Annotated in this window: 18 protein-coding genes; 15 read left to right on the top strand and 3 right to left on the bottom strand. The window is 37.6% G+C overall.

The features are described from left to right. The first annotated feature begins 10 nt into the window (after positions 1-10). From AC4NPH_RS00270 to AC4NPH_RS00285, 4 genes are all read left to right on the top strand, one after another. Complete coding sequence (locus AC4NPH_RS00270; RefSeq protein ID WP_013057607.1) at positions 11-808, top strand: ABC transporter ATP-binding protein; 798 nt, start codon at positions 11-13, stop codon at positions 806-808. Next, positions 805-1,512 (top strand): ABC transporter ATP-binding protein, encoded by a 708-nt coding sequence (locus AC4NPH_RS00275; protein ID WP_013057606.1) that lies wholly within the window; start codon positions 805-807, stop codon positions 1,510-1,512. The genes AC4NPH_RS00270 and AC4NPH_RS00275 overlap by 4 nt, the downstream gene beginning before the upstream one ends. Positions 1,513-2,038: 526 nt before the next feature. Next, on the top strand, positions 2,039-2,719 hold the full coding sequence (locus AC4NPH_RS00280; RefSeq protein WP_223268888.1) for a hypothetical protein: 681 nt from the start codon (positions 2,039-2,041) through the stop codon (positions 2,717-2,719). A 216-nt stretch (positions 2,720-2,935) separates the two neighbouring features. Continuing rightward, positions 2,936-4,033 (top strand): acyltransferase, encoded by a 1,098-nt coding sequence (locus tag AC4NPH_RS00285; RefSeq protein ID WP_029322512.1) that lies wholly within the window; start codon positions 2,936-2,938, stop codon positions 4,031-4,033. Between the two features lie 29 nt (positions 4,034-4,062). Here AC4NPH_RS00285 and AC4NPH_RS00290 read toward each other — a convergent pair whose 3' ends face one another. Then, positions 4,063-4,350 carry a hypothetical protein gene (locus AC4NPH_RS00290; protein ID WP_013057603.1) on the bottom strand — a complete coding sequence of 96 codons (288 nt, stop codon included), beginning with the start codon at positions 4,348-4,350 and terminating at the stop codon, positions 4,063-4,065. A gap of 221 nt (positions 4,351-4,571) precedes the next feature. Between AC4NPH_RS00290 and AC4NPH_RS00295 the strand changes: the two genes are divergently transcribed. The 3 genes from AC4NPH_RS00295 to AC4NPH_RS00305 all read left to right on the top strand — a co-directional run bounded on the left by AC4NPH_RS00295 (position 4,572) and on the right by AC4NPH_RS00305 (position 6,231). Next, a complete protein-coding gene (locus tag AC4NPH_RS00295) occupies positions 4,572-5,060 on the top strand; it encodes a GyrI-like domain-containing protein (RefSeq protein ID WP_013057602.1) in 489 nt (162 codons plus the stop codon). A 92-nt stretch (positions 5,061-5,152) separates the two neighbouring features. Beyond that, positions 5,153-5,443, top strand: a complete 291-nt coding sequence (locus AC4NPH_RS00300; RefSeq protein WP_013057601.1) for a hypothetical protein — start codon at positions 5,153-5,155, stop codon at positions 5,441-5,443. A gap of 329 nt (positions 5,444-5,772) precedes the next feature. After that, on the top strand, positions 5,773-6,231 hold the full coding sequence (locus AC4NPH_RS00305) for a hypothetical protein (RefSeq protein ID WP_013057600.1): 459 nt from the start codon (positions 5,773-5,775) through the stop codon (positions 6,229-6,231). Positions 6,232-6,272: 41 nt separating this feature from the next. Here AC4NPH_RS00305 and AC4NPH_RS00310 read toward each other — a convergent pair whose 3' ends face one another. Then, positions 6,273-7,493 (bottom strand): DUF418 domain-containing protein, encoded by a 1,221-nt coding sequence (locus AC4NPH_RS00310; RefSeq protein WP_063671921.1) that lies wholly within the window; start codon positions 7,491-7,493, stop codon positions 6,273-6,275. Between the two features lie 165 nt (positions 7,494-7,658). Between AC4NPH_RS00310 and AC4NPH_RS00315 the strand changes: the two genes are divergently transcribed. The 6 genes from AC4NPH_RS00315 (at position 7,659) to odhB (ending at position 15,999) form a co-directional block, all read left to right on the top strand. Continuing rightward, positions 7,659-8,555 (top strand): NAD-dependent epimerase/dehydratase family protein, encoded by an 897-nt coding sequence (locus AC4NPH_RS00315; protein ID WP_013057598.1) that lies wholly within the window; start codon positions 7,659-7,661, stop codon positions 8,553-8,555. Positions 8,556-8,677: 122 nt separating this feature from the next. Continuing rightward, positions 8,678-9,124 carry an OsmC family protein gene (locus AC4NPH_RS00320; RefSeq protein WP_013057597.1) on the top strand — a complete coding sequence of 149 codons (447 nt, stop codon included), beginning with the start codon at positions 8,678-8,680 and terminating at the stop codon, positions 9,122-9,124. 138 nt (positions 9,125-9,262) lie between these two features. Further along, a complete protein-coding gene (locus tag AC4NPH_RS00325; RefSeq protein ID WP_429582211.1) occupies positions 9,263-10,807 on the top strand; it encodes an MDR family MFS transporter in 1,545 nt (514 codons plus the stop codon). 66 nt (positions 10,808-10,873) lie between these two features. After that, positions 10,874-11,461 carry a PadR family transcriptional regulator gene (locus AC4NPH_RS00330; RefSeq protein ID WP_013057595.1) on the top strand — a complete coding sequence of 196 codons (588 nt, stop codon included), beginning with the start codon at positions 10,874-10,876 and terminating at the stop codon, positions 11,459-11,461. A gap of 364 nt (positions 11,462-11,825) precedes the next feature. Beyond that, positions 11,826-14,687, top strand: coding sequence for a 2-oxoglutarate dehydrogenase E1 component (sucA, locus tag AC4NPH_RS00335; RefSeq protein WP_491938528.1), 2,862 nt, complete (start codon positions 11,826-11,828; stop codon positions 14,685-14,687). Positions 14,688-14,703: 16 nt separating this feature from the next. Continuing rightward, on the top strand, positions 14,704-15,999 hold the full coding sequence (gene odhB / locus AC4NPH_RS00340; protein WP_029322499.1) for a 2-oxoglutarate dehydrogenase complex dihydrolipoyllysine-residue succinyltransferase: 1,296 nt from the start codon (positions 14,704-14,706) through the stop codon (positions 15,997-15,999). A gap of 42 nt (positions 16,000-16,041) precedes the next feature. On the opposite strand, the gene AC4NPH_RS00345 is transcribed toward odhB, so the two are convergent. Next, positions 16,042-16,650 carry a TetR/AcrR family transcriptional regulator gene (locus AC4NPH_RS00345; protein WP_013057592.1) on the bottom strand — a complete coding sequence of 203 codons (609 nt, stop codon included), beginning with the start codon at positions 16,648-16,650 and terminating at the stop codon, positions 16,042-16,044. Between the two features lie 203 nt (positions 16,651-16,853). Between AC4NPH_RS00345 and AC4NPH_RS00350 the strand changes: the two genes are divergently transcribed. Continuing rightward, positions 16,854-18,029, top strand: coding sequence for a YhgE/Pip domain-containing protein (locus AC4NPH_RS00350; RefSeq protein ID WP_098196658.1), 1,176 nt, complete (start codon positions 16,854-16,856; stop codon positions 18,027-18,029). A 35-nt stretch (positions 18,030-18,064) separates the two neighbouring features. Next, the gene (locus AC4NPH_RS00355; protein WP_240530785.1) at positions 18,065-19,579 is read left to right on the top strand and encodes an FAD-dependent monooxygenase; all 1,515 of its coding nucleotides are present in this window, start codon (positions 18,065-18,067) and stop codon (positions 19,577-19,579) included. Positions 19,580-19,681 lie beyond the last annotated feature (102 nt).

Below are 19,681 nucleotides of genomic sequence, written 5' to 3' on the forward strand. Positions count from 1 at the left end.
GTGAAAGAAATTGTCTATTTTAGAAGTGAAAAATGTAACCAAGGCCTTTGGCGGTTTAGTTGCCAATCAAGACGTAACAATGGATATTCAAAAAAATTCAATAACAGCTGTAATAGGACCAAACGGCGCTGGAAAGACTACATTTTTTAATATGGTGACAGGTGTTTATCAGCCAACCTCAGGTGATATTATGTTAAATGGTCAATCTATAACAGGCCTAAAACCTCACAGCGTATCAAAACAAGGGATTTCTCGGACATTTCAAAACATCAGGTTATTTAGTAATATAACGGTGTTAGAAAATGTATTAGTTGGGATGCACAACCATTTGAAAGCAACCACTTTTGAAACGCTGTTGAATTTACCTCGAGCAAGAAGAGCGGAAAAATTAGCTAAAAAAGAAGCGTATAAGCTGTTAGAATACGTTGGGCTAGAAGCTTTATATAACGAAGTAGCCAATAACTTATCGTATGGAGCGCAACGCCGACTCGAAATTGCCAGAGCGTTAGCTACTAGACCCTCACTGTTATTATTAGACGAACCGGCTGCTGGTATGAATCCGCGTGAAACAAAAGAGCTGACAGATCTTATTCACACGATACGAAAAGACCGGGAAATAACCATTTTATTAATTGAGCATGACATGAAGCTCGTCATGGAAATTTCTGATCATATTATTGTATTAGACCATGGAATAAAAATTGCAGAAGGAAATGCTGAACATATCCGTACGCACCCGAAAGTGATTGAAGCCTATTTAGGGAAGGGAGCGGCAGGGGAGATAGACAGAAAGGAGAAAAGTACATGACTCTATTAAAGTTAACTGAAGTTGACACCTTTTACGGAGGAATTCAAGCGCTTAAAGGAATAACGATTGATGTAGAAGAAGGAGAAATTGTGACTCTTATTGGAAGCAATGGAGCCGGTAAATCTACCACACTAAAATCCATTAGCGGTCAAGCTCCTGTCAAAGCAGGTAGTATCGTGTATAAAGGCACCCATATCACGAAATTCCCTCCTCACCAAACGGCCCGGCTAGGAATAGCTCACGTGCCAGAAGGAAGAAAGATTTTTCCTAAGATGACGGTAAAAGAAAATTTAACCATCGGAGCCTTCTCGCTATCTAATAAAAAAGTAATAGAAGAAAATATGACTAGAGTACTCACATATTTTCCAAGGCTAAAAGAAAGATTGACTCAAAAAGGAGGAACGATGAGTGGCGGTGAACAGCAAATGCTAGCCATCGGGCGAGCGCTTATGATGAACCCCACTATGCTTATGCTAGATGAACCTTCTATGGGGCTTGCTCCTATCATTGTAGAACAAATATTTGAAATCATTATGGAGTTAAATAAAAACGGCATGACGATTTTACTCGTGGAACAAAACGCTTATCAAGCACTGCAAATCGCGCACCGAGGCTATGTGATTCAAACGGGAGAAATTATTCTGCAAGGGAAAGGCTCGGAATTAATTCATAATGAAAAAATAAAAGAAGCTTATTTAGCTTAAAAAACAAACCGCATCGCGTTTTAACGCTGCGGTTTGTTTTTGTTCACAAGGGATGATTTGGATAAAGCAGCTAAGCATTGCTATTATCTGGTTTAGTTTCTTAATTAAGTAGGGAACGTTTAAAATAAGATTATTGAATAAGTGAGTAATTAGATAACCTCCTAGCTGAAAGAAATGATTCAATTTAAAGCTTTTTTATAAAAAACAAAAAAAGTTGAAACTTTTTTCATTAAAAAACGTTTATAAAGTAATAGAAAAAATGGGTACGGTTATTTACACTCAAAAAGGAAGTGAGAGCGTGGCGACGCTGAAAACTAATTATTTGACTGACTTATGCTTAATCTATAGAGAAAGTCAATTTTATGTAATGCAAATACCTAGTTTCTACAAAAAAATGGCTAGCAAATACTTTCAGTTTCAGCCCCAAGAAAAAATAATTGCGTATTTACACAGCTCTTTTATAGCAGGCCTAGATAAAAGGGGAATTTGCTTTACAAATAAGGGGATTTACTGGAAAAGCAGAGGGATGAAAAAAGGAAAAATGTTATGGGAAGAGTTCGCTAACATTCAATCCATTACCATTCGAAAAGAAGAAATGATTTGTTTTAATGACGTGGAGAAATTTCAAGTCAATCAAAACGATTACTCAGCTAGAAAGCTAGTATCTCTATTAAAAAAAATCAAGAAATTTATTCGCACTCATTCCCATGAATATATGTGTCAAGACTATATATATCCGTGTGTATCCTCAAAAGAATTAACTTCTATTTGTTCATCTTTTCAAATTCATCAAACCCCTGATCCAAAAGATGCGTTGTCGGTAGAAGGACAACTATGTGAAGAAGTTGAAAAAGAGATGCGAAACAGGCTCTATTTACCTGCTAAAGAAAAAATTGTAGCTCATTTAAATACATATCCTCTTCAAAAAACCGAGGGGATTACCGTTTGTTCTAAAGGAATTTATTTCTCAAAATCTTTTAAAACAGTTTACTACCCTTGGCACTTATTTCGCCACGTGAGTATTTCAGTGGAAACCGAGGAATTAAAAATTGCTAAAAAACATTCGTTATCTCTCAACTCAGCTGCCGTATCAAGCGGGGAAGTAATGCTGTTTCTCAAACAAATTAAACAGCATGTGCAGGCTTTGCATGAAAAAGAAGTCGATATTAAACAAGATAATAAGTTTGCATGGAAAATGTTAATTTAAAAAACAGGTTACGCGTAATCTGTTTTTTGTTTTATAGTTCTTTAGAATCATTTATTTGGAATGTTGAAAGACATCATACAAGTAAACAAGACTAGAATATTGGAAGTTAAGAAATTTTTTCCATGACTATAAGGTTAATTTTACCAAAATATCTTTTTCGTTTGGATAATTATGCTAAAATAGAGCTCGAGTTTATTTTAAGGAGCTGACAACAAGATGGAACGTAATTATTCAATTGATTTTATTAAGTTTTTTGCTACAGTGTTTGTGGTTTGTATTCATGTTAATCCATCACATGACGATTTCTTTTTAGGGAACCAGGAAAATGTGCTAGATGTCATTGTTGACACATTTGCACGATTCGCGGTTCCTTTTTTCTTTATTGTATCAGGGTATTTGTTTATGAATAAAATTCAAAAACATCCAAAGCCTTCTGCATACTTAAAAAAATACACGTGGAATATTTCAAAGCTTTATGCATGTTGGTTCGTCTTTTATTTATTGTTTGGTGTAGTTCTGCGCTTATTTCAGAACCACGGAACATTAGCAGAACGAAAAGGTGCAGTAGCTGATTATCTAACATCATCCATCACATTCAAAGATATCTTTTATTATGGAAGTGACACAAGTGGATTTCAGCTTTGGTACTTGATTGCATTAATTTGGGCTGTTGTCATCGTTTTCTTATTTCAAAGATGGAAAAAGATTGGCTTATTAATGCTTATCAGCACCGTATTATATGTAACTGGGTTATTTGGGCAGTCTTATTCTTTATTTTTTCCACTTTCTTTTCAAACGAGAGATGCCCTGTTCTTTGGTTTGTTCTATACAGTATTAGGAGCTATGTTTGCCCTTTACGGTAAGCAAATTCTGTCAGTATTAAACGCAAGGCCAATGGTTTATTTAGCCAGCTTTTTTGTGTTTTCAGCGTTAGAGATCGCCGAGCGTTACTGGTTGGTCAATATCCAGCACAGCAAGCCCGGAGACTATTTTATTTCTACGATTTTTTTATCGGCATCATTGTTTTTATTCGTATTGAGCAGTCCAGCTCTTGGCAAAAACTCGTTTTTTTCAAAAGTTGGGAAAAATTCAGTTGGCATTTATGTAGTGCATATATGTATATTAAATGAGACCTATCGATTGCTTCGTTCTATAGATTCTTCTTTCTTTACGAATAGTGTCGTTGCCTACGTACTTATCGTTCCAGCAGTTTTTTGGTGCTCGTACTATTTATATAGAGGAATTCAATGGACAAAGGAAAAATTACATGTGAAGCCGCACAAACATCCAATCACAAAACTACAGCATAAATAAAAAGAGCTGGCTAACTAAGCCAGCTCTTTTTATGATGCAATAGCGTACAAAAGCTGCCTTTGCAGTTGAGGGGATAAGGAAATATTTTGATACAATTCGTAAATATGATGTTCGTTCCGGTGATAACAAATCCAATCCTTGTATGTTCCTTTTAAGAAGATGCGAAAAAACACGATTCGCTTATTCGTGCCGCCTGTTTTTAATTCAATTTTCAAATCATCTGTTTCTAATGTATACTGTACTGTAGAAGAGGAAAGAGCAAGTTTAGTTGTTTTTTTACTTGTTTTAATGAATTCGGCAAGTTCAATGATCTTCATTTTTTTACCTCACTCTATTGTAAATTAGGGGTATCTTATACGTATGATGTGTACAAAGAAAATAGAATTGTTTTTTTATAGCTTAGAAGAATGATCTTCAGCCCCTTCGTTAAGGGATTTGCATAAAAGGTTGACGTTTTCTTTGAATACAAATAAAATGCATATTAAGAAGTATTTCCCTCATTGTAACTACAGAAAAAGAAGAATTAAGGGGGCTCAATATGTTGACTGACTTAGTTGTAAGTCAAAAAGTAGTCAAGGTAAATGAATTTACTGTTGTAGGAGTGCCTATTCGAACAGATGAACCTGTGGAAGAAACGGGCACAGGTCTTATTCCCGAGCACTGGCAGACTTTTTATAAACAACAGTTAGCTAATAAAATCGCCAATAAAGTAAATGGTAATACATTTGCTCTTTATACAGAATTTGAATACAATCAAAAAATGGATTTTACATTTGCTCTCGGATATGAAGTTTTACCCGGCGGCGAACTGAAAGATGATATGAGAGAGTTCATCATCCCAGAAGGTGAATACATGGTGTTTACAACAGCTGTTGGTCCAGCTAGACAGGTAGTCGTAGAGGCTTGGGCTTATATTCGCGAGTGGGCTAAAAAAAATCATCGTGCCTATAAAATAGATTTTGAATTATATGATGAACGCTGTATTGATCCTGAGTACAGTCAAGTTGATATTTATGTTTCGATTTAATAGCTAGTTTTGCTAAGTAGTTAAGATGCAGAGAAACGTTTTTGCTGCGTTCTTACTTTTAACGATAGGAATACAAAAGGGGTTTAGCGAGAGTGATCAGCAACGATTTATTACAAGCTTTAAAAGACGGATATAAACAGAGAATTAAATGGGTACTTATAAGTCAAATGGCACTGTTCATCACCGTAGCAGTCATACTTGTATCAAATTTTGTCACTAAATTTTCGTTTAACCAATTAAGCTTTATTTTTGTTTTGGTTAGTATAAGTTCGCTGTTATCAGGGGTAGAGCACGTATTGTTAAAACGTGAGAAGTGGCAATGGATTTTTGATTTTATTTTAGCTGCTTTTTTTATTGGTTTATCTATTTTTTTACACCGTTAAAGCGCCTAGTTCAGCGCTTTTTTATTTTGGGCAGCTCCGCACACAATTTTCGGACCTTTCTAGTATAAACAAAACAAAACAAAAATAGGTATTTATGACGAAAATAGTCAGAAAATTTAGTAAAAAAGTCTTGTATCTTGTCTTTATTTCGATTATGATAAGTTTACACCCTTCGTATTCACTTCTTTAGATGTCAGTACCTCTATTTTTACACTACAGAAAAGAGGTGAAGCCATTTCTTCAGTTTTCCTGCTAGCCTGCATACTAACCCTTTTAGCTATTTTATTTAGTAGCAACTACCCTCAAAATTAAAGGAGAGATCCGCGCTTATGTCAAAAGCTCCTGCAAAAAACGAAATTGAACTTCAACTATCTGAAACGCACTTTTTTCAACTGCTTGATTTAATTTATTTAGGTAACTGGATGGTCACAGCATGCTCTGGAGTGGAAGATGAACATGCACAAGAATATACGGATGTAGAAAAACAAATGTTTTCTCACGCAGAGCCTTTCCTTGAAAAAGGACCTTTTCACACGCTAAACAGTGAGATTATGTTTACAGAAGAACATGAAGATTCTCTTCAAGATATTATTGGAGAATACGATAACGAAGTGTTTTGGGAAGCGCTAGCCTATCGCATGGCTAAACGAGATGTGATAGAACAAATAGGACCCATTAAAGAAATAAAAAATGAAGTTTTTATGCAAATTTTCCATCGAGAAATGGATTATATACGAGAGTTTGAGGCAAATGGAATTAAACGAATAACCATACCGCCTCTGCAGTAAAGGAGACAAATCGGCTTTCAAACTTGAAGGCCGATTTGCTGTTAAGCTGAAGCTTTCCTATTCCGTCTGAGAGGCGGGAAAGATCGGTATGTAAAGCTCCTCCATAACCATTCACACGGACCGTAATAGAAATAATAAAGCCACCACTTATTAAAAAAAAGCTGGAGTGTATATATAATGAGACAAATAATCGTGCTTTCTGTTAAGGTAAGAGTTCCGTATAAACCAAAGGCTCGAACCATCCACAGGCAAATTAAAGTTTGGCTAAGGTAAGTTGTTAATGCCATTGTTCCACTATACTTAAAAAGACCCAGCATCGAAGCGTAAGGAGAAAATTGCAGGAATAACAGTAAGGTGGTAAGATAAAAAAAACATAGAAAAATGCCGCTCAAACTTGTAAAAAGGTGAATGGCCGCCTGCTGATAGAGTCCATATTTTAAAATTTCTAGTTTTAAGATAGCGAGAATGATAGTTAAAGTAAAACCTGCTGCGCCTGTTATTAACTGAATTTTCTTAAAAAAAGAACGATTTTGTTCGATATTATGTACTAATCCTTTTTTAGCAGTATATAAGCCAAATAAAAACATAGAAAATACGGGAAAGATAGAAAACGGTAGATTTAATAGCATAGGCACCACTTCAACATTCAAACGATAAAACAGCCAAGATAAATAGTCTGCTTGCCTGTAGGTGGATAAATATTGAGTTAAGGCATGTTCATGTAAAACCTTATACTCCAACTGAGCCTCCTGCAAGACGTGGGCCGGAATAAAAAACTGCATGCAAGCCAAAAGATAAAAAAAGCATAGCAAGCCTATTGCCCACAGCAAAATCGTCTTGGTTTTTCGATTATAAAAAAACAACACTAAAAAACCGCCGACAGCATACACATGCAAAATGTCTCCATACCAGAAAAAGACAAGATGAAAAAGCCCGATTAATAGCAAAGAAGCCATTCTTCTTGACCATAAAGCAGCGGCAAAGTAATGCTTTTCTTCAGCTCTATGCAAAAAGATTCCGCATCCAAGTCCAAATAAAAAAGAAAAAATCGTAAAAAACTTTCCTTGAACAAACAGTAGCAGGAATAAATCAATAAAAGCATCCATTCCTTTATATTCATAAGGAATATCGTACAGCTGAAAAATAAATATCGGCGAAGCAAAAGCAGGGATATTTACTAAGAAAATGCCTAGCAAAGCAATGCCCCGAATAATATCAAGAACAACAAGGCGTTCGTTAAGGGGAAGTGGAGAAGGCTTCATCACTGTCGCTCCTTTTTGTAAGATATGTACATCTTAACACGACAGCGGCGAAAAAATAGGTGGGAATATAAAAAAATAAGCGGAAAGATTCATAGCTTTATGAACAAAAAAGTTGGATAATAATGGTATGGTTATCCATATCAAATACGAAAGGTGGAGAAAAGGATGAAAACAGCACTTGTGTTAGGTGGAACTCGTTTTTTTGGAAAAAATTTAGTCAAGACATTGCTCTCTAAAGGAGTTAAGGTTACGTTAGCAACGCGAGGTAAAACACCAGATGATTTCGGCGACCGAGTTGAACGGATTTTTCTTGATCGTGTAGAAAAAGATTCTGTAATCGAAACAACACGAGGAAGAAAATGGGATGTTATCTTCGATCAAATATGCTATTCTTCACACGGCGCAGCTGTGGCTGTTGAAGCTTTTCGTCATAGTACCAGTCACTATGTACTCACCTCGACTCTTTCAGTATACGGTTCTTTAGAAAAAACGTGTTATGAAGAAGATTTTGATCCATACAAGTATCCTATTTCATATACACGTCGTGAAAATATTTCCTACCAAGAGGGAAAACGCCAAGCTGAAGCGGTATTTTTTCAAAAAGCACCGTTTTCGGTAACGGCTGTCCGTTTTCCAATTGTAATGGGAAAAGATGATTATACGGATCGCTTACGTTTTCACGTAGAAAAAATTATGCATGAAGAAGAAATTGGTGTACCGGCTATTGAAGCAGAAATGAACTTCATTTCACAGGAAGAAGCCGGTGAATTTTTAGTCTGGTGTGCAGAACAGAAGCTAAAAGGACCGATTAACGCTTGTTCAAATGGTACTATTTCACTCAAAAATTTATTTTCATATATTGAACAAGCAGCGAATAAAACAGCAAAAACAACTTCTCGTTTAACAGATGAAAATAGTTCTCCTTACGGAGTAGATCATTCTTGGACGATGAGCAATGAAAAGGCTAGCTTTTGGGGATATTCATTTACAAACCTGCAGGAATGGCTGCCATCATTAATCAAAGCTTTCGTTGAAAGCGAAAAGAAAGTACCTTTAAGTTAAGAAAAAACAAAGACTGCACCGTTTAGCAGTCTTTTTGCTGTGACAAGCAGAACATTTTTATTTTATACATAAAAAGGGTACGCTAGGTACACATCATTATATAGAAGAAAGAAGGATAAACTATGGCAAAACATCACTTTCATTTGCAAGCAAATTGGCCAGGAGGCCGAAATGAAGTAGGTACAATTGAATCAGGACAATTAAAAACAAAAATTTCCATTCCGCCAGAAATGGACGGGCCAGGAGTGGGAACAAATCCAGATGAAATGCTCCTAGGGGCAGCAGCCACGTGCTACATCATCACGCTTGCAGCGATGTTCGAAAGAAGCGGAATCCGTCAAGAGGCTTTAACGATGGAATCAGAAGCTATTGTGGACGTGACGAATGGTGTATTCACATACGAAAAAATTATTCATAAACCTCATGTTATCATCACATCTGAATTTGCGGCTCAAGAAGAAAAAATCAATCGACTTATAAAAAAAGCAGAAACATCCTGTATGATTTCAAGAGCAATTCAAGGAAATGTTGAGATTAAATTAGAGCCTCAGCTCACAGTAAAAGCGTAATGGACCCATTACGCTTTTCTTATGTTTATTTCTAAAAAAAGCACATTTAAGATTGTAAAATACTCAAATTTGAATATAATAATTTAAGTAGCTATCATTTCTGTTCATCAAAAAGATGACGCGAAAGGAGGAACTGAAATGGTTTCATCAGAAAAAAATATTCGTTTTATCGTAGCAGGATTGCTGCTCGGTATTTTTATGTCAGCCATGGATAATACCATCGTAGCGACGGCTATGGGGAAAATCATTTCTGATCTAGGTGGGTTAGATAAGTTTGTTTGGGTTACGTCCGCCTATATGGTTGCCGTGATGGCAGGTATGCCGATATTTGGTAAACTGTCTGATATGTACGGCCGTAAACGGTTTTTTATTTTTGGATTGACGGTATTTTTACTTGGATCTGCATTGTGTGGCCTAGCGCAAAGCATTGTGCAGCTAAGTATTTACCGGGCGATTCAAGGAATTGGAGGAGGAGCGCTTCTTCCGATTGCTTTTACCATTGTATTTGATATTTTCCCTCCCGAAAAACGCGGGAAAATGACGGGATTATTAGGTGCCGTTTTTGGCTCAGCAAGTGTATTTGGTCCGCTTCTTGGTGCATACATTACGGAATACATCAGCTGGCACTGGGTGTTTTACGTGAACGTGCCGATTGGACTTTTATCGTTATTTTTTATTGTGCGCTTTTATAAAGAATCAACAAGTCATAAAAAACAAAAAATTGACTGGGCTGGTGCAGCCACTCTTGTAATTTCAGTAGTTAGTTTAATGTTTGCTCTTGAACTTGGAGGGAAAGAGTACGATTGGTCTTCTCCGCAAATTTTATCTCTTTTTGCTATCTTTGCTGTGGCGCTATCACTCTTCTTTTTTGTGGAAAAACGCGCGCAAGAGCCGATTATTTCATTTTGGATGTTCAAACGCCGTTTATTTGCAACATCACAAACTCTCGCTTTCTTATACGGAGCAACGTTTATTATTTTAACGGTATTTATTCCTATTTTCGTTCAAGCTGTGTATGGAGGTTCTGCTACAAATGCAGGTTTAATTTTAACTCCTATGATGTTAGGCTCGGTAGCAGGAAGTGCTATCGGCGGGATTTTTCTCACAAAAACAAGCTTTCGAAACTTAATGATTATGTCCGTTTTTTCATTTGCAGTAGGAATGTTTTTATTAGGAACAATGGAACCTGATACACCTCGTTGGATGCTAACGGTATTCATGATTTTGACTGGGTTTGGCGTAGGATTTAGCTTTTCTCTTTTACCAACTTCGTCAACGCATAAGCTGGATCCACAGTTTAGAGGTTCTGCCAACTCAACGAACTCATTTGCGCGTTCTTTAGGCATGACGCTTGGAGTTACGATTTTTGGAACGATTCAAAGCAATACATTTACAAATGAGCTGCAGCGCAATTTTCAAGGTATGGAAAATGGATCACAAGGAGCATTTTCTCAAATAGGAGATCCGAGTGCAGTTTTTCAATCAAGTGCCCGAAACAGCATTCCGCCTCAAATATTAGATAAGATTGTTGATGCTATGTCTACATCGATCACGTATGCATTTATGCTTGCTCTTATTCCAATTGCAGTAGCTATCATTACTGTCTTTTTAATGGGAAATGAACGAGTGGAAGTTCCCCCTAAAAAGCGGGTAGAAGCTAAGGAACCTGCAGCTCAAAAATAGAAAAAGCACGAAGATGTTCGTGCTTTTATTACTAAATAAGATGCATGTCAAGAGGTGAAAGGTGTTATGAGTGTTAAATTAGTCATATTGGGTTTATTAATGGAAGGAAATAAGCACCCTTATGAGATTCAGCAAACCATTAATGAAAGACAAATGAAGCACTATATTAAACTTGCAAGCGGCTCTTTATATTATGCTTTTGATACGCTTGAAAAAAATCAGCTGGTGAAAGTAGTCGATGTGATTCGAGAGACAAACAGACCTGAAAAGACCGTTTATTCTATCACGGATGCAGGAAGAGAAGAATTTGAGCGCCTTTATTTTGAACAGCTATTAAAAAAAGAGCATATGCATAGACCAGTTTATGCTGCGCTTTCATTTACTTCTTACGTGGATCAAGAAAAAGTGGCTTCTGCTTTAGAAAAAAAGATTGAGGAAACGGCAGCTTATTTAGAAAAAATGCAAAATTTGTACCAAGTTAAAAAGGTGGATCATTCCATTGCAAATCTGTCGATCATTATGCGCACGATTATGCATTTGAAAGTAGAACTAACTTGGTTCACTCATTTACTCGAAGCGGCGAAAAGCAACAAGCTTACAGAAGTAGATGATGGTTATTTTGAAGACGTTGAAAAAATCGTAGATGAGTTTTAAAAAAAGAAGCAAAACGCTGCTTCTTTTTTTTAATGGTCATAAAATATATTTCAAGCAATTTAATTTTGCCAAAAGCTAGGTCAATAACAATTAATTAACACCTGATTCGACCTTTAATCAGCTTTACTTATAAAACGCTTTCAAAAAGTAGTAAGACTATTAAAAAAGTAAAAAAAATTAAAGAAATATAGCGATTTCATTTTGATTGACGAGTAAAAGAGTGGTAAAATATAAGCAGATATCAGATACACACGCAGTGAGATTTATCACTCGTTGTAAAGATGTCAGACGATAAGGTAATCGACATTCAAAATGGAAAGATTGTTGAGTACGACAATTATTATAACTCGTTGGGGGTTTTATCATGGGTAACGAAACGTCGAATAGAGGGGAGCCTTGGCAAGGATTTTTGGGTCCGAACTATGGCTATGTATTAGAACAGTATGAGTTATATGAAGAGCAGTCAGATCTAGTAGATCCAGAGTTAAAAGAATTATTTGATTATTGGGGTGCTCCTCCATTAAACGAAAGTGAGCAAGTTCAGCAAGCTGAATACGCACAGGCTGCACCTTCAGCTAACACATCTAAAATTGCATCGGCTATTAAGCTAGCGGAAAATATCCGTGCTTATGGTCATCTATACGCATCAATTAAGCCTCTTGAAAGCGAGAAGAAAGATCCTGTCTTGCTTCACTTGGAAGATTACAATTTAACGCAAGAAGATTTAAAATCAATTCCGGTTGATATTTTATGTACGAATGCGCCATCACACGTCAAAAATGGTTTAGATGCAATTAACTATTTAACAGATGTCTACACAAAAACCATTGCGTTTGAATTCCATCACGTACATAACATGGAAGAGAATAAGTGGCTGACTGATATGGTCGAGTCAGGTACTATTTTCCAACCTCTTTCAAATGAGAAAAGAACTTCTGTATTGAAGCGTTTAACAGAAGTAGAAGGCTTTGAACAATTTTTACACCGTACATTTGTCGGACAAAAACGCTTTTCTATTGAAGGCGTAGATATGTTAATTCCACTTGTAGATGAACTGATTGCACGCTCAGTGGAAACAAGCCCAAAAACGGTTAATATCGGTATGGCTCATCGTGGACGCTTAAATGTATTGGCACACGTATTAGGCAAGCCGTATGAAATGATTTTTGCAGAATTCCAGCATGCACCTAACAAGGAATTAGTTCCTTCAGAAGGTTCAATCGGTATCAACTACGGCTGGACGGGAGACGTAAAATATCACCTGGGTGCCGACAAACAAATTAAAGCAGAGAACACAGTTCGAGCTCGTTTGACATTGGCTAGCAACCCGAGTCACTTGGAGTTTGTTAATCCGGTTGTGGAAGGGTTTACAAGAGCGGCTCAAGATGAGCGTGATGTGAATGGATACCCAAAACAAGATGTAAAAAAATCGTTCGCGATTTTAATTCACGGAGATGCTGCGTTCCCTGGTGAAGGTATTGTACAAGAAACGCTGAACCTAAATCAATTGACTGGTTATCAAACAGGTGGAACAATCCACATTATTGCTAACAACATGATTGGATTTACAACAGAAAGCGTCGATTCTCGTTCAACGAAATATGCAAGTGACTTAGCAAAAGGGTTTGAAATTCCAATTGTTCACGTAAATGCGGATGATCCGGAAGCCTGTTTAGCTGCTGCTTACTTTGCTTATGAGTATCGCAGACGCTTTAACAAAGATTTCTTGATTGATTTAATTGGATACCGTCGATTTGGCCACAATGAAATGGATGAACCGTCTGTAACGCAGCCGAAGATGTATGAAATTGTGACAAAACGTCCAACCGTTCGTGCTATGTATGCAAAGCAGCTTGAAGAACAAAACGTGATTCAAAGCGGCCAAGCAGATCAAATTAATGAAGAGTTACAAGCGAAGTTAAAAGCAGCTTATGAGAAAGTACCGCCAAAAGCTGAAAAGCAACATAGAATCATGGAAATGCCACAAGCAGTCTTCAAAGGAATTTCAGATATTGATACATCTGTTACAAAAGAAGAGCTGTTTGAAGTAAATCAAGAGCTAGTGAAATACCCTGAAGGATTTAACGTATTTCCAAAACTTGATCGCATCTTATCTAAACGTGCCAAAGCGTTTGAAGAAAATGAAAGCGTAGATTGGTCATTGGGTGAAGCATTTGCATTTGCTACGATTTTAAGAGACGGCACGCCAATTCGTATTACAGGCCAGGACTCTGAACGTGGTACGTTTGCACATAGACATCTTGTTCTTCATGATCATAAGACAGGGGATGTTTACTCACCACTACACGCAATGAAGAACGTAAGCGCTTCCTTTGATATTCGTAACAGTCCATTATCTGAAGGATCCGTGCTTGGATTTGAATACGGCTATAATGTATTTGCTCCTGAAACGCTCGTTCTTTGGGAAGCACAGTTCGGTGATTTTGCCAATGCAGGCCAAGTTATTATTGACCAGTTTATTGCAGCAGGCCGTGCTAAGTGGGGACAAAAATCTGGAATGGTTTTATTGCTGCCACACGGCCATGAAGGTCAAGGGCCAGAACACTCAAGCGCTCGTCTAGAACGTTATTTACAGCTAGCTGGAGAAAACAACTGGACAATCGCAAACGTAACAAGCGCTGCACAATATTTCCACTTACTTCGACGACAAGCTGCCATTTTACAGCGCGAAGAAGTAAGACCGCTAGTAGTTATGACACCAAAAAGTTTGCTTCGTAATGCTTTTAGTGTGTCAAACCTTGAAGAGTTTACAAAAGGCTCTTTCCGCTTAGTAGTAGAACAGCCTGGATTAGGCAAAAAAGAAGATGCAGTTGAACGAATCGTTCTGTGCAGCGGAAAAATCAGCAGTGAATTAACGGAACGCTTAAACAAAGCAAAAGATGATAAAGATTGGCTACACGTCCTTCGTCTAGAACAAATTTATCCGTTCCCAAGACGCGTAATTGCTGAAATCTTTGCTCGCTATAAAAATTTAAAAGAGATTGTCTGGTTACAAGAAGAGCCGGAAAACATGGGCGCATGGAACTATGTAGAAGATCGACTGCGTGAAGTAGCACCAGAAGGAGCTACGGTTGACTACATCGGCCGCACAAGACGTTCAAGTCCAGCTGAAGGAGATCCAACAGTTCACAGACAAGAACAAGAACGTATTTTACAAGATGCATTAACTAAAAATGAAATTGCTAACGACGTTGTTACACGATAAGGAAGGGGAATGAACCATGGGAGAGATTAAAGTACCGGAATTAGCAGAATCAATTTCTGAAGGAACAGTTGCACAGTGGCTAAAACAAGTAGGAGATTTCGTTGAAAAAGGCGATTATATCGTTGAACTTGAAACAGATAAAGTTAACGTTGAAATTACAGCTGAAGACTCTGGTGTGTTAACGGAACTTCTTGCTGGCGAAGGCGACACAGTGCAAGTTGGTGAAACAATTGCACGTCTTGAAGCGAAAGAAGGAGCTTCAGCACCAGCAGCACCAAAAGCTGAAGAAAAACCAGCAGAGGAAGCACCAAAGCAAGAGGCGGCTCCAGCTCAGCAAAAAACTGTTGAAGAAGTAGCGCCAGCAGCTGAAGCGCCTCAGCAAGGAAATCAAAAACAATGGCTAATTGCTTCTCCTGCAGCTCGTAAAGCAGCAAGAGAACGCGGGATTAAGCTAGATCAAGTGCCAACTACTGATCCTCTTGGCCGTGTGCGCAAACATGATATTGATTCGTATGCAGACCAAAAATCAAATGAGCAAAAGCAGCAGGCACAAGCAAGTAAGCCAGCTAACCCGGTATCTCCGTCTCCAGCGGCAAGTGAAAATAGCGACAAACCTGTTGAACGCGAACGTATGTCACGTCGTCGTCAAACAATTGCCAAACGTCTTGTTGAAGTTCAGCAAACAGCGGCTATGCTAACAACGTTTAACGAAGTAGACATGACTGCTGTTATGGCTCTTCGCAAACGACGCAAAGACAAATTCTTTGAACAGCACGACGTAAGACTTGGCTTTATGTCATTCTTTACAAAAGCAGTAGTAGCAGCACTTAAAAAGTATCCATTATTAAATGCTGAAATTCAAGGAAACGAGTTATTAATTAAAAAATTCTATGATATCGGTATTGCTGTGTCAGCTCCAGACGGTCTTGTTGTTCCAGTTGTACGTGATGCTGACCGCAAAACATTCGCTGGTATCGAAGGATCTATCGTTGATTTAGCGAAAAAAGCGCGCGACAACAAATTATCATTAAAAGATTTACAAGGTGGAACGTTCACAATTACAAACGGCGGCGTATTCGGTTCATTAATGTCTACACCAATTTTAAACGGGCCTCAAGTTGGTATTTTAGGAATGCACAAAGTTCAGCTTCGTCCGGTAGCAATTGATGAAGAGCGTATCGAAAATCGTCCGATGATGTACATTGCACTTTCTTACGATCACCGTATCGTTGACGGCAAAGAAGCCGTAAGCTTCCTAGCTACTGTTAAAGAACTATTAGAAGATCCAGAATCTTTATTACTAGAAGGTTAATAAAAAGAACCTGCTATTCTCTTAGAGAATAGCAGGTTCTTTTTATGTTCGTTTAATGCCTGCAATATAAGCAGGACCTAGAAAAGTCATGCTAGCGAGTGTCAGGGCCATTTCTCGCGGTGACTGCTTCATATCTTGTTCTAACCAGTGCTGAATGACTCCAAGATGCGCTGACGTTACGTAAGACATTAAATATTCAAGTGGAACAAGCGGAGATATTTTATTATCAATGAGCTTTAATTTTTCTAGCATATTGGTTTTCATGACTTCTTTAATTTTAAGATAAAATCCAGGATTCCCTTTTGGACCAAGCATAACCTGCATAAAACGCGCATTTTCTTGAATATACTCAAAAAGTGCGATGATAAACGGTAAAGGCTGTTCTTGCAAATTAGCAGACACAATCTCATTGGGATTTGCTTTCTTGATAAATTCTTGTATCTCTTGAATAACTTCATTTTCGCTTTTTTCAAGTAAATCGTATTTGTCTTGGTAGTGTAAATAAAAGGTTCCACGATTAATATCCGCTTTTTTTGTCAGATCTCTGACCGTTACTCCTTCAAACCCTTTCTCTTCCATCAATTCTGTTAAAGCATCTCGAATGAATCTTTTCGTTCGAATAATTCGGCGATCTGTTTTTGAATTACCCACAGCTTTTAAACACCTACTTTTTTTCTTTAATAATGAACAGTTATATGCTTTGTGTTAAGTAAGCAACATTCTTACGATTATTGCATATTGAGAATGCAGGTGAATTTATTATAATTTACATAGTGATCACTAATCAACAGCATGTACATTATTTTTTTCTTTCGTCAAAGTCCATATCTTTAAAATGAAAAGGGGACGTTTATATGAAATTAGTTCACCAAAAACGTATATACTTTTCACCAATTATAGTGGTAGCAGTTATTTTCATTTTTATCCTAACGTTAATTCCTTCAGTAAACCAAGCACCTAAGAATTTGCCAATCGCATTCGTAAATGCCGACGAAGGAATGACAGTTCCAGCAAAGGGTAAGGTAAATATAGGAGATCAAATAAAACAAAATATGAAGAGTTCAAGCACTGAACAGTCTTCGGTTAAATGGATTTTTGTATCAACTACTAAAGAAGTTGAAAAAGGATTAAATAATCAAAAATACTATGGGGCGCTTATCATTCCAAAAGATTTCACCAAAAAACAGGCGACTCTTCAGACGGCTCAGCCGAATGCACCCGCTATTAGATTATTAGTGAATCAAGGAATGAATACAGCTGCTTCAACAATAGCAAGTCAGGTGCTAAACGGAGCAGTTGATAAGATGAATGAAAATATGCGCTTGCAGATAGTAAAAAGATTTGAACAAAACGGAACGCAACTAAGTGCAAACCAAGCATTAGCACTCGCTGCACCGATTCAAAAAACAGTTATAAACGTAAACGAAACAGGGACTCATAGTGTCAACGGAAATGCCCCCGTTTCATTATTTCAGCCGCTGTGGATGGCGAGTATAGCAGGGGCAGCAGTTGTATTTCTCGCTATCAAAAAAATCACGTTTTCTTCTCGTAAAGAGAAAATCGTTAACCAAGTAGGGTTCGTAATCATCGGGGGTATACTTGCTTTAGCTGCAGGTTTCGGGCTAGCGTGGCTGGCTGAAATGGTTGGAATTACTGTTCCTTCATTTTTAGATACAGCACTATTCTTAGCTATTGCTTACTTCAGTTTTTTCACTCTGATATCAGCCGTACTTTCATGGCTAGGACTAAAGGGACTTCCGATTTTCGTTATTATTCTATTTTTTGGCGCACCTTTGCTTTCAATGGCCCCAGAGATTATGCCTGATTTTTATAGAGAGTGGATTGATCCATGGCTACCAATGAGGTTTATGGTAGATGGCGTACGAGAACTATTTTTCTTTGGAGAACATCTGACATGGAATCATTCTGTATCTGCTCTAGCTCTTATCTCTTTAATAAGTTTATGTGCTGTGTTTGCTTCTGCTTTACCTGCATCTTCTGTAAAAAAAGAGAAGTCTCACTCAATATAAAAGATACTGTAACTGAATGAAAAGGAGAGATGATGATGAATCCACAAATCCTAATCGTTGGTGCCGGCCCTACTGGCCTCGTTATGGCCTACAATTTAGCCAGACATAACATTCCTTTTCGAATTATTGATAGAAGCGACGGGCCTGGGCAAGCCTCCCGGGCAATGGCTATTTTACCGCGAACCCTTGAATTTTATCAGCAGTTCGGTTTTGTAGATGAAGTCATAGACCACGGGATTAAGATGGAAGATGTATACGTCCGAGTAAAGAATAAAATAAAAGCAAAAGTTCATCTAGGATCTTTAGGAGAAGGATTAAGTCCTTTTCCTTTTGTTCTTACATTTCCACAGGACGACCACGAGCGGTTTCTACTTAAAAAATTAAAAAACCTTGGGATTGAAGTAGAATGGAAGACGGAGTTACTATCTCTAGCTGAACACGGAGAAGGGGTAAAAACTTTATTAAAAGCCCAGCAAGAGGAAACCGCTTATTTTAAGTATATTTGTGGATGTGACGGAGCACACAGTACAGTTCGGAAACAAATGAAGATAGAATTTAAAGGAGAAAAATATAAACAGCATTTTTATGTGATGGATGTTGAAGGCTCTGGTGAAATGATGAAGAATCAAAAAATCAGTATTTCATTTAGCAATGAAGAATTTTTGATTTGTATGCCTGTTAGAAGTAAAGGAACGTATCGAATGATCGGCATTATTCCTTCAGCTTTTGGGGATCAAAACGATGTAAAAGCTGAAAACATTCACGCTTTTCTTCAACAAACATTTGGTGCTCAGGTTGAGGGTATAAATTGGTTCTCGACATATCATATCCATCACAGAGTAGCAAGCCGTTTCCGACAGGGGCGTACTTTTCTAAGTGGAGATGCAGCCCATATTCATAGTCCTGCAGGCGGACAAGGAATGAACACAGGAATTGGAGATGCAATCAACCTTTCATGGAAATTAGCAGCTGTCCTTCAACACAAAGCGGCACTTTCCATATTAGATACATACGAAGAAGAAAGGTTGCCTTTTGCAGAGCTGCTTGTAAATACAACTGATCGCGCTTTTAAGCGAATGGTGGCACGAGATAAAACGAGTCAATTTTTTAGAAAGCATATCTTTCCGCCTGTACTATCCTTTTTATTTCGTTTCCCTTATCCCCGTCACAAAGCATTTACGATTTTATCTCAAATCCGCATTAAGTATCGAAATAGTAACCTAAGCAGCGGGCAAGGGACAAAGGTGCAAAGTGGTGATCGGTTACCTTATGTAGAAGGAAATTTTGAATATTTACAGTCATTAAACTGGCAAATACATGTCTATGGAACAGCAGCAGAGAAGCTAAAAAAGAGCATGCAAGAAAAAGGCTTCTCCTTGCACGAGTTTTCTTGGAACCCTTACTTGAAGAAAGCAGGGCTTCAAAAAGATGCTCTATACGTTATTAGACCGGACGGATACATTGGTTTTATTAGCAGCGAGCAGCGAATAGATCTGCTTCATCAATATTTGAATACGCATAAAATCCTTCCTTTTACAAATGAATATTAGATCTAAAAAAACGCCATCTTATATGGTGTTTTTATTTTTGTTTACAATTTCGAAACAACTTGGAGATGTTTTTGGGAAAGCTGTTTGATAAGATAGACGAAT

Source organism: Priestia sp. MDV22-iso46 (genome assembly GCF_058629175.1).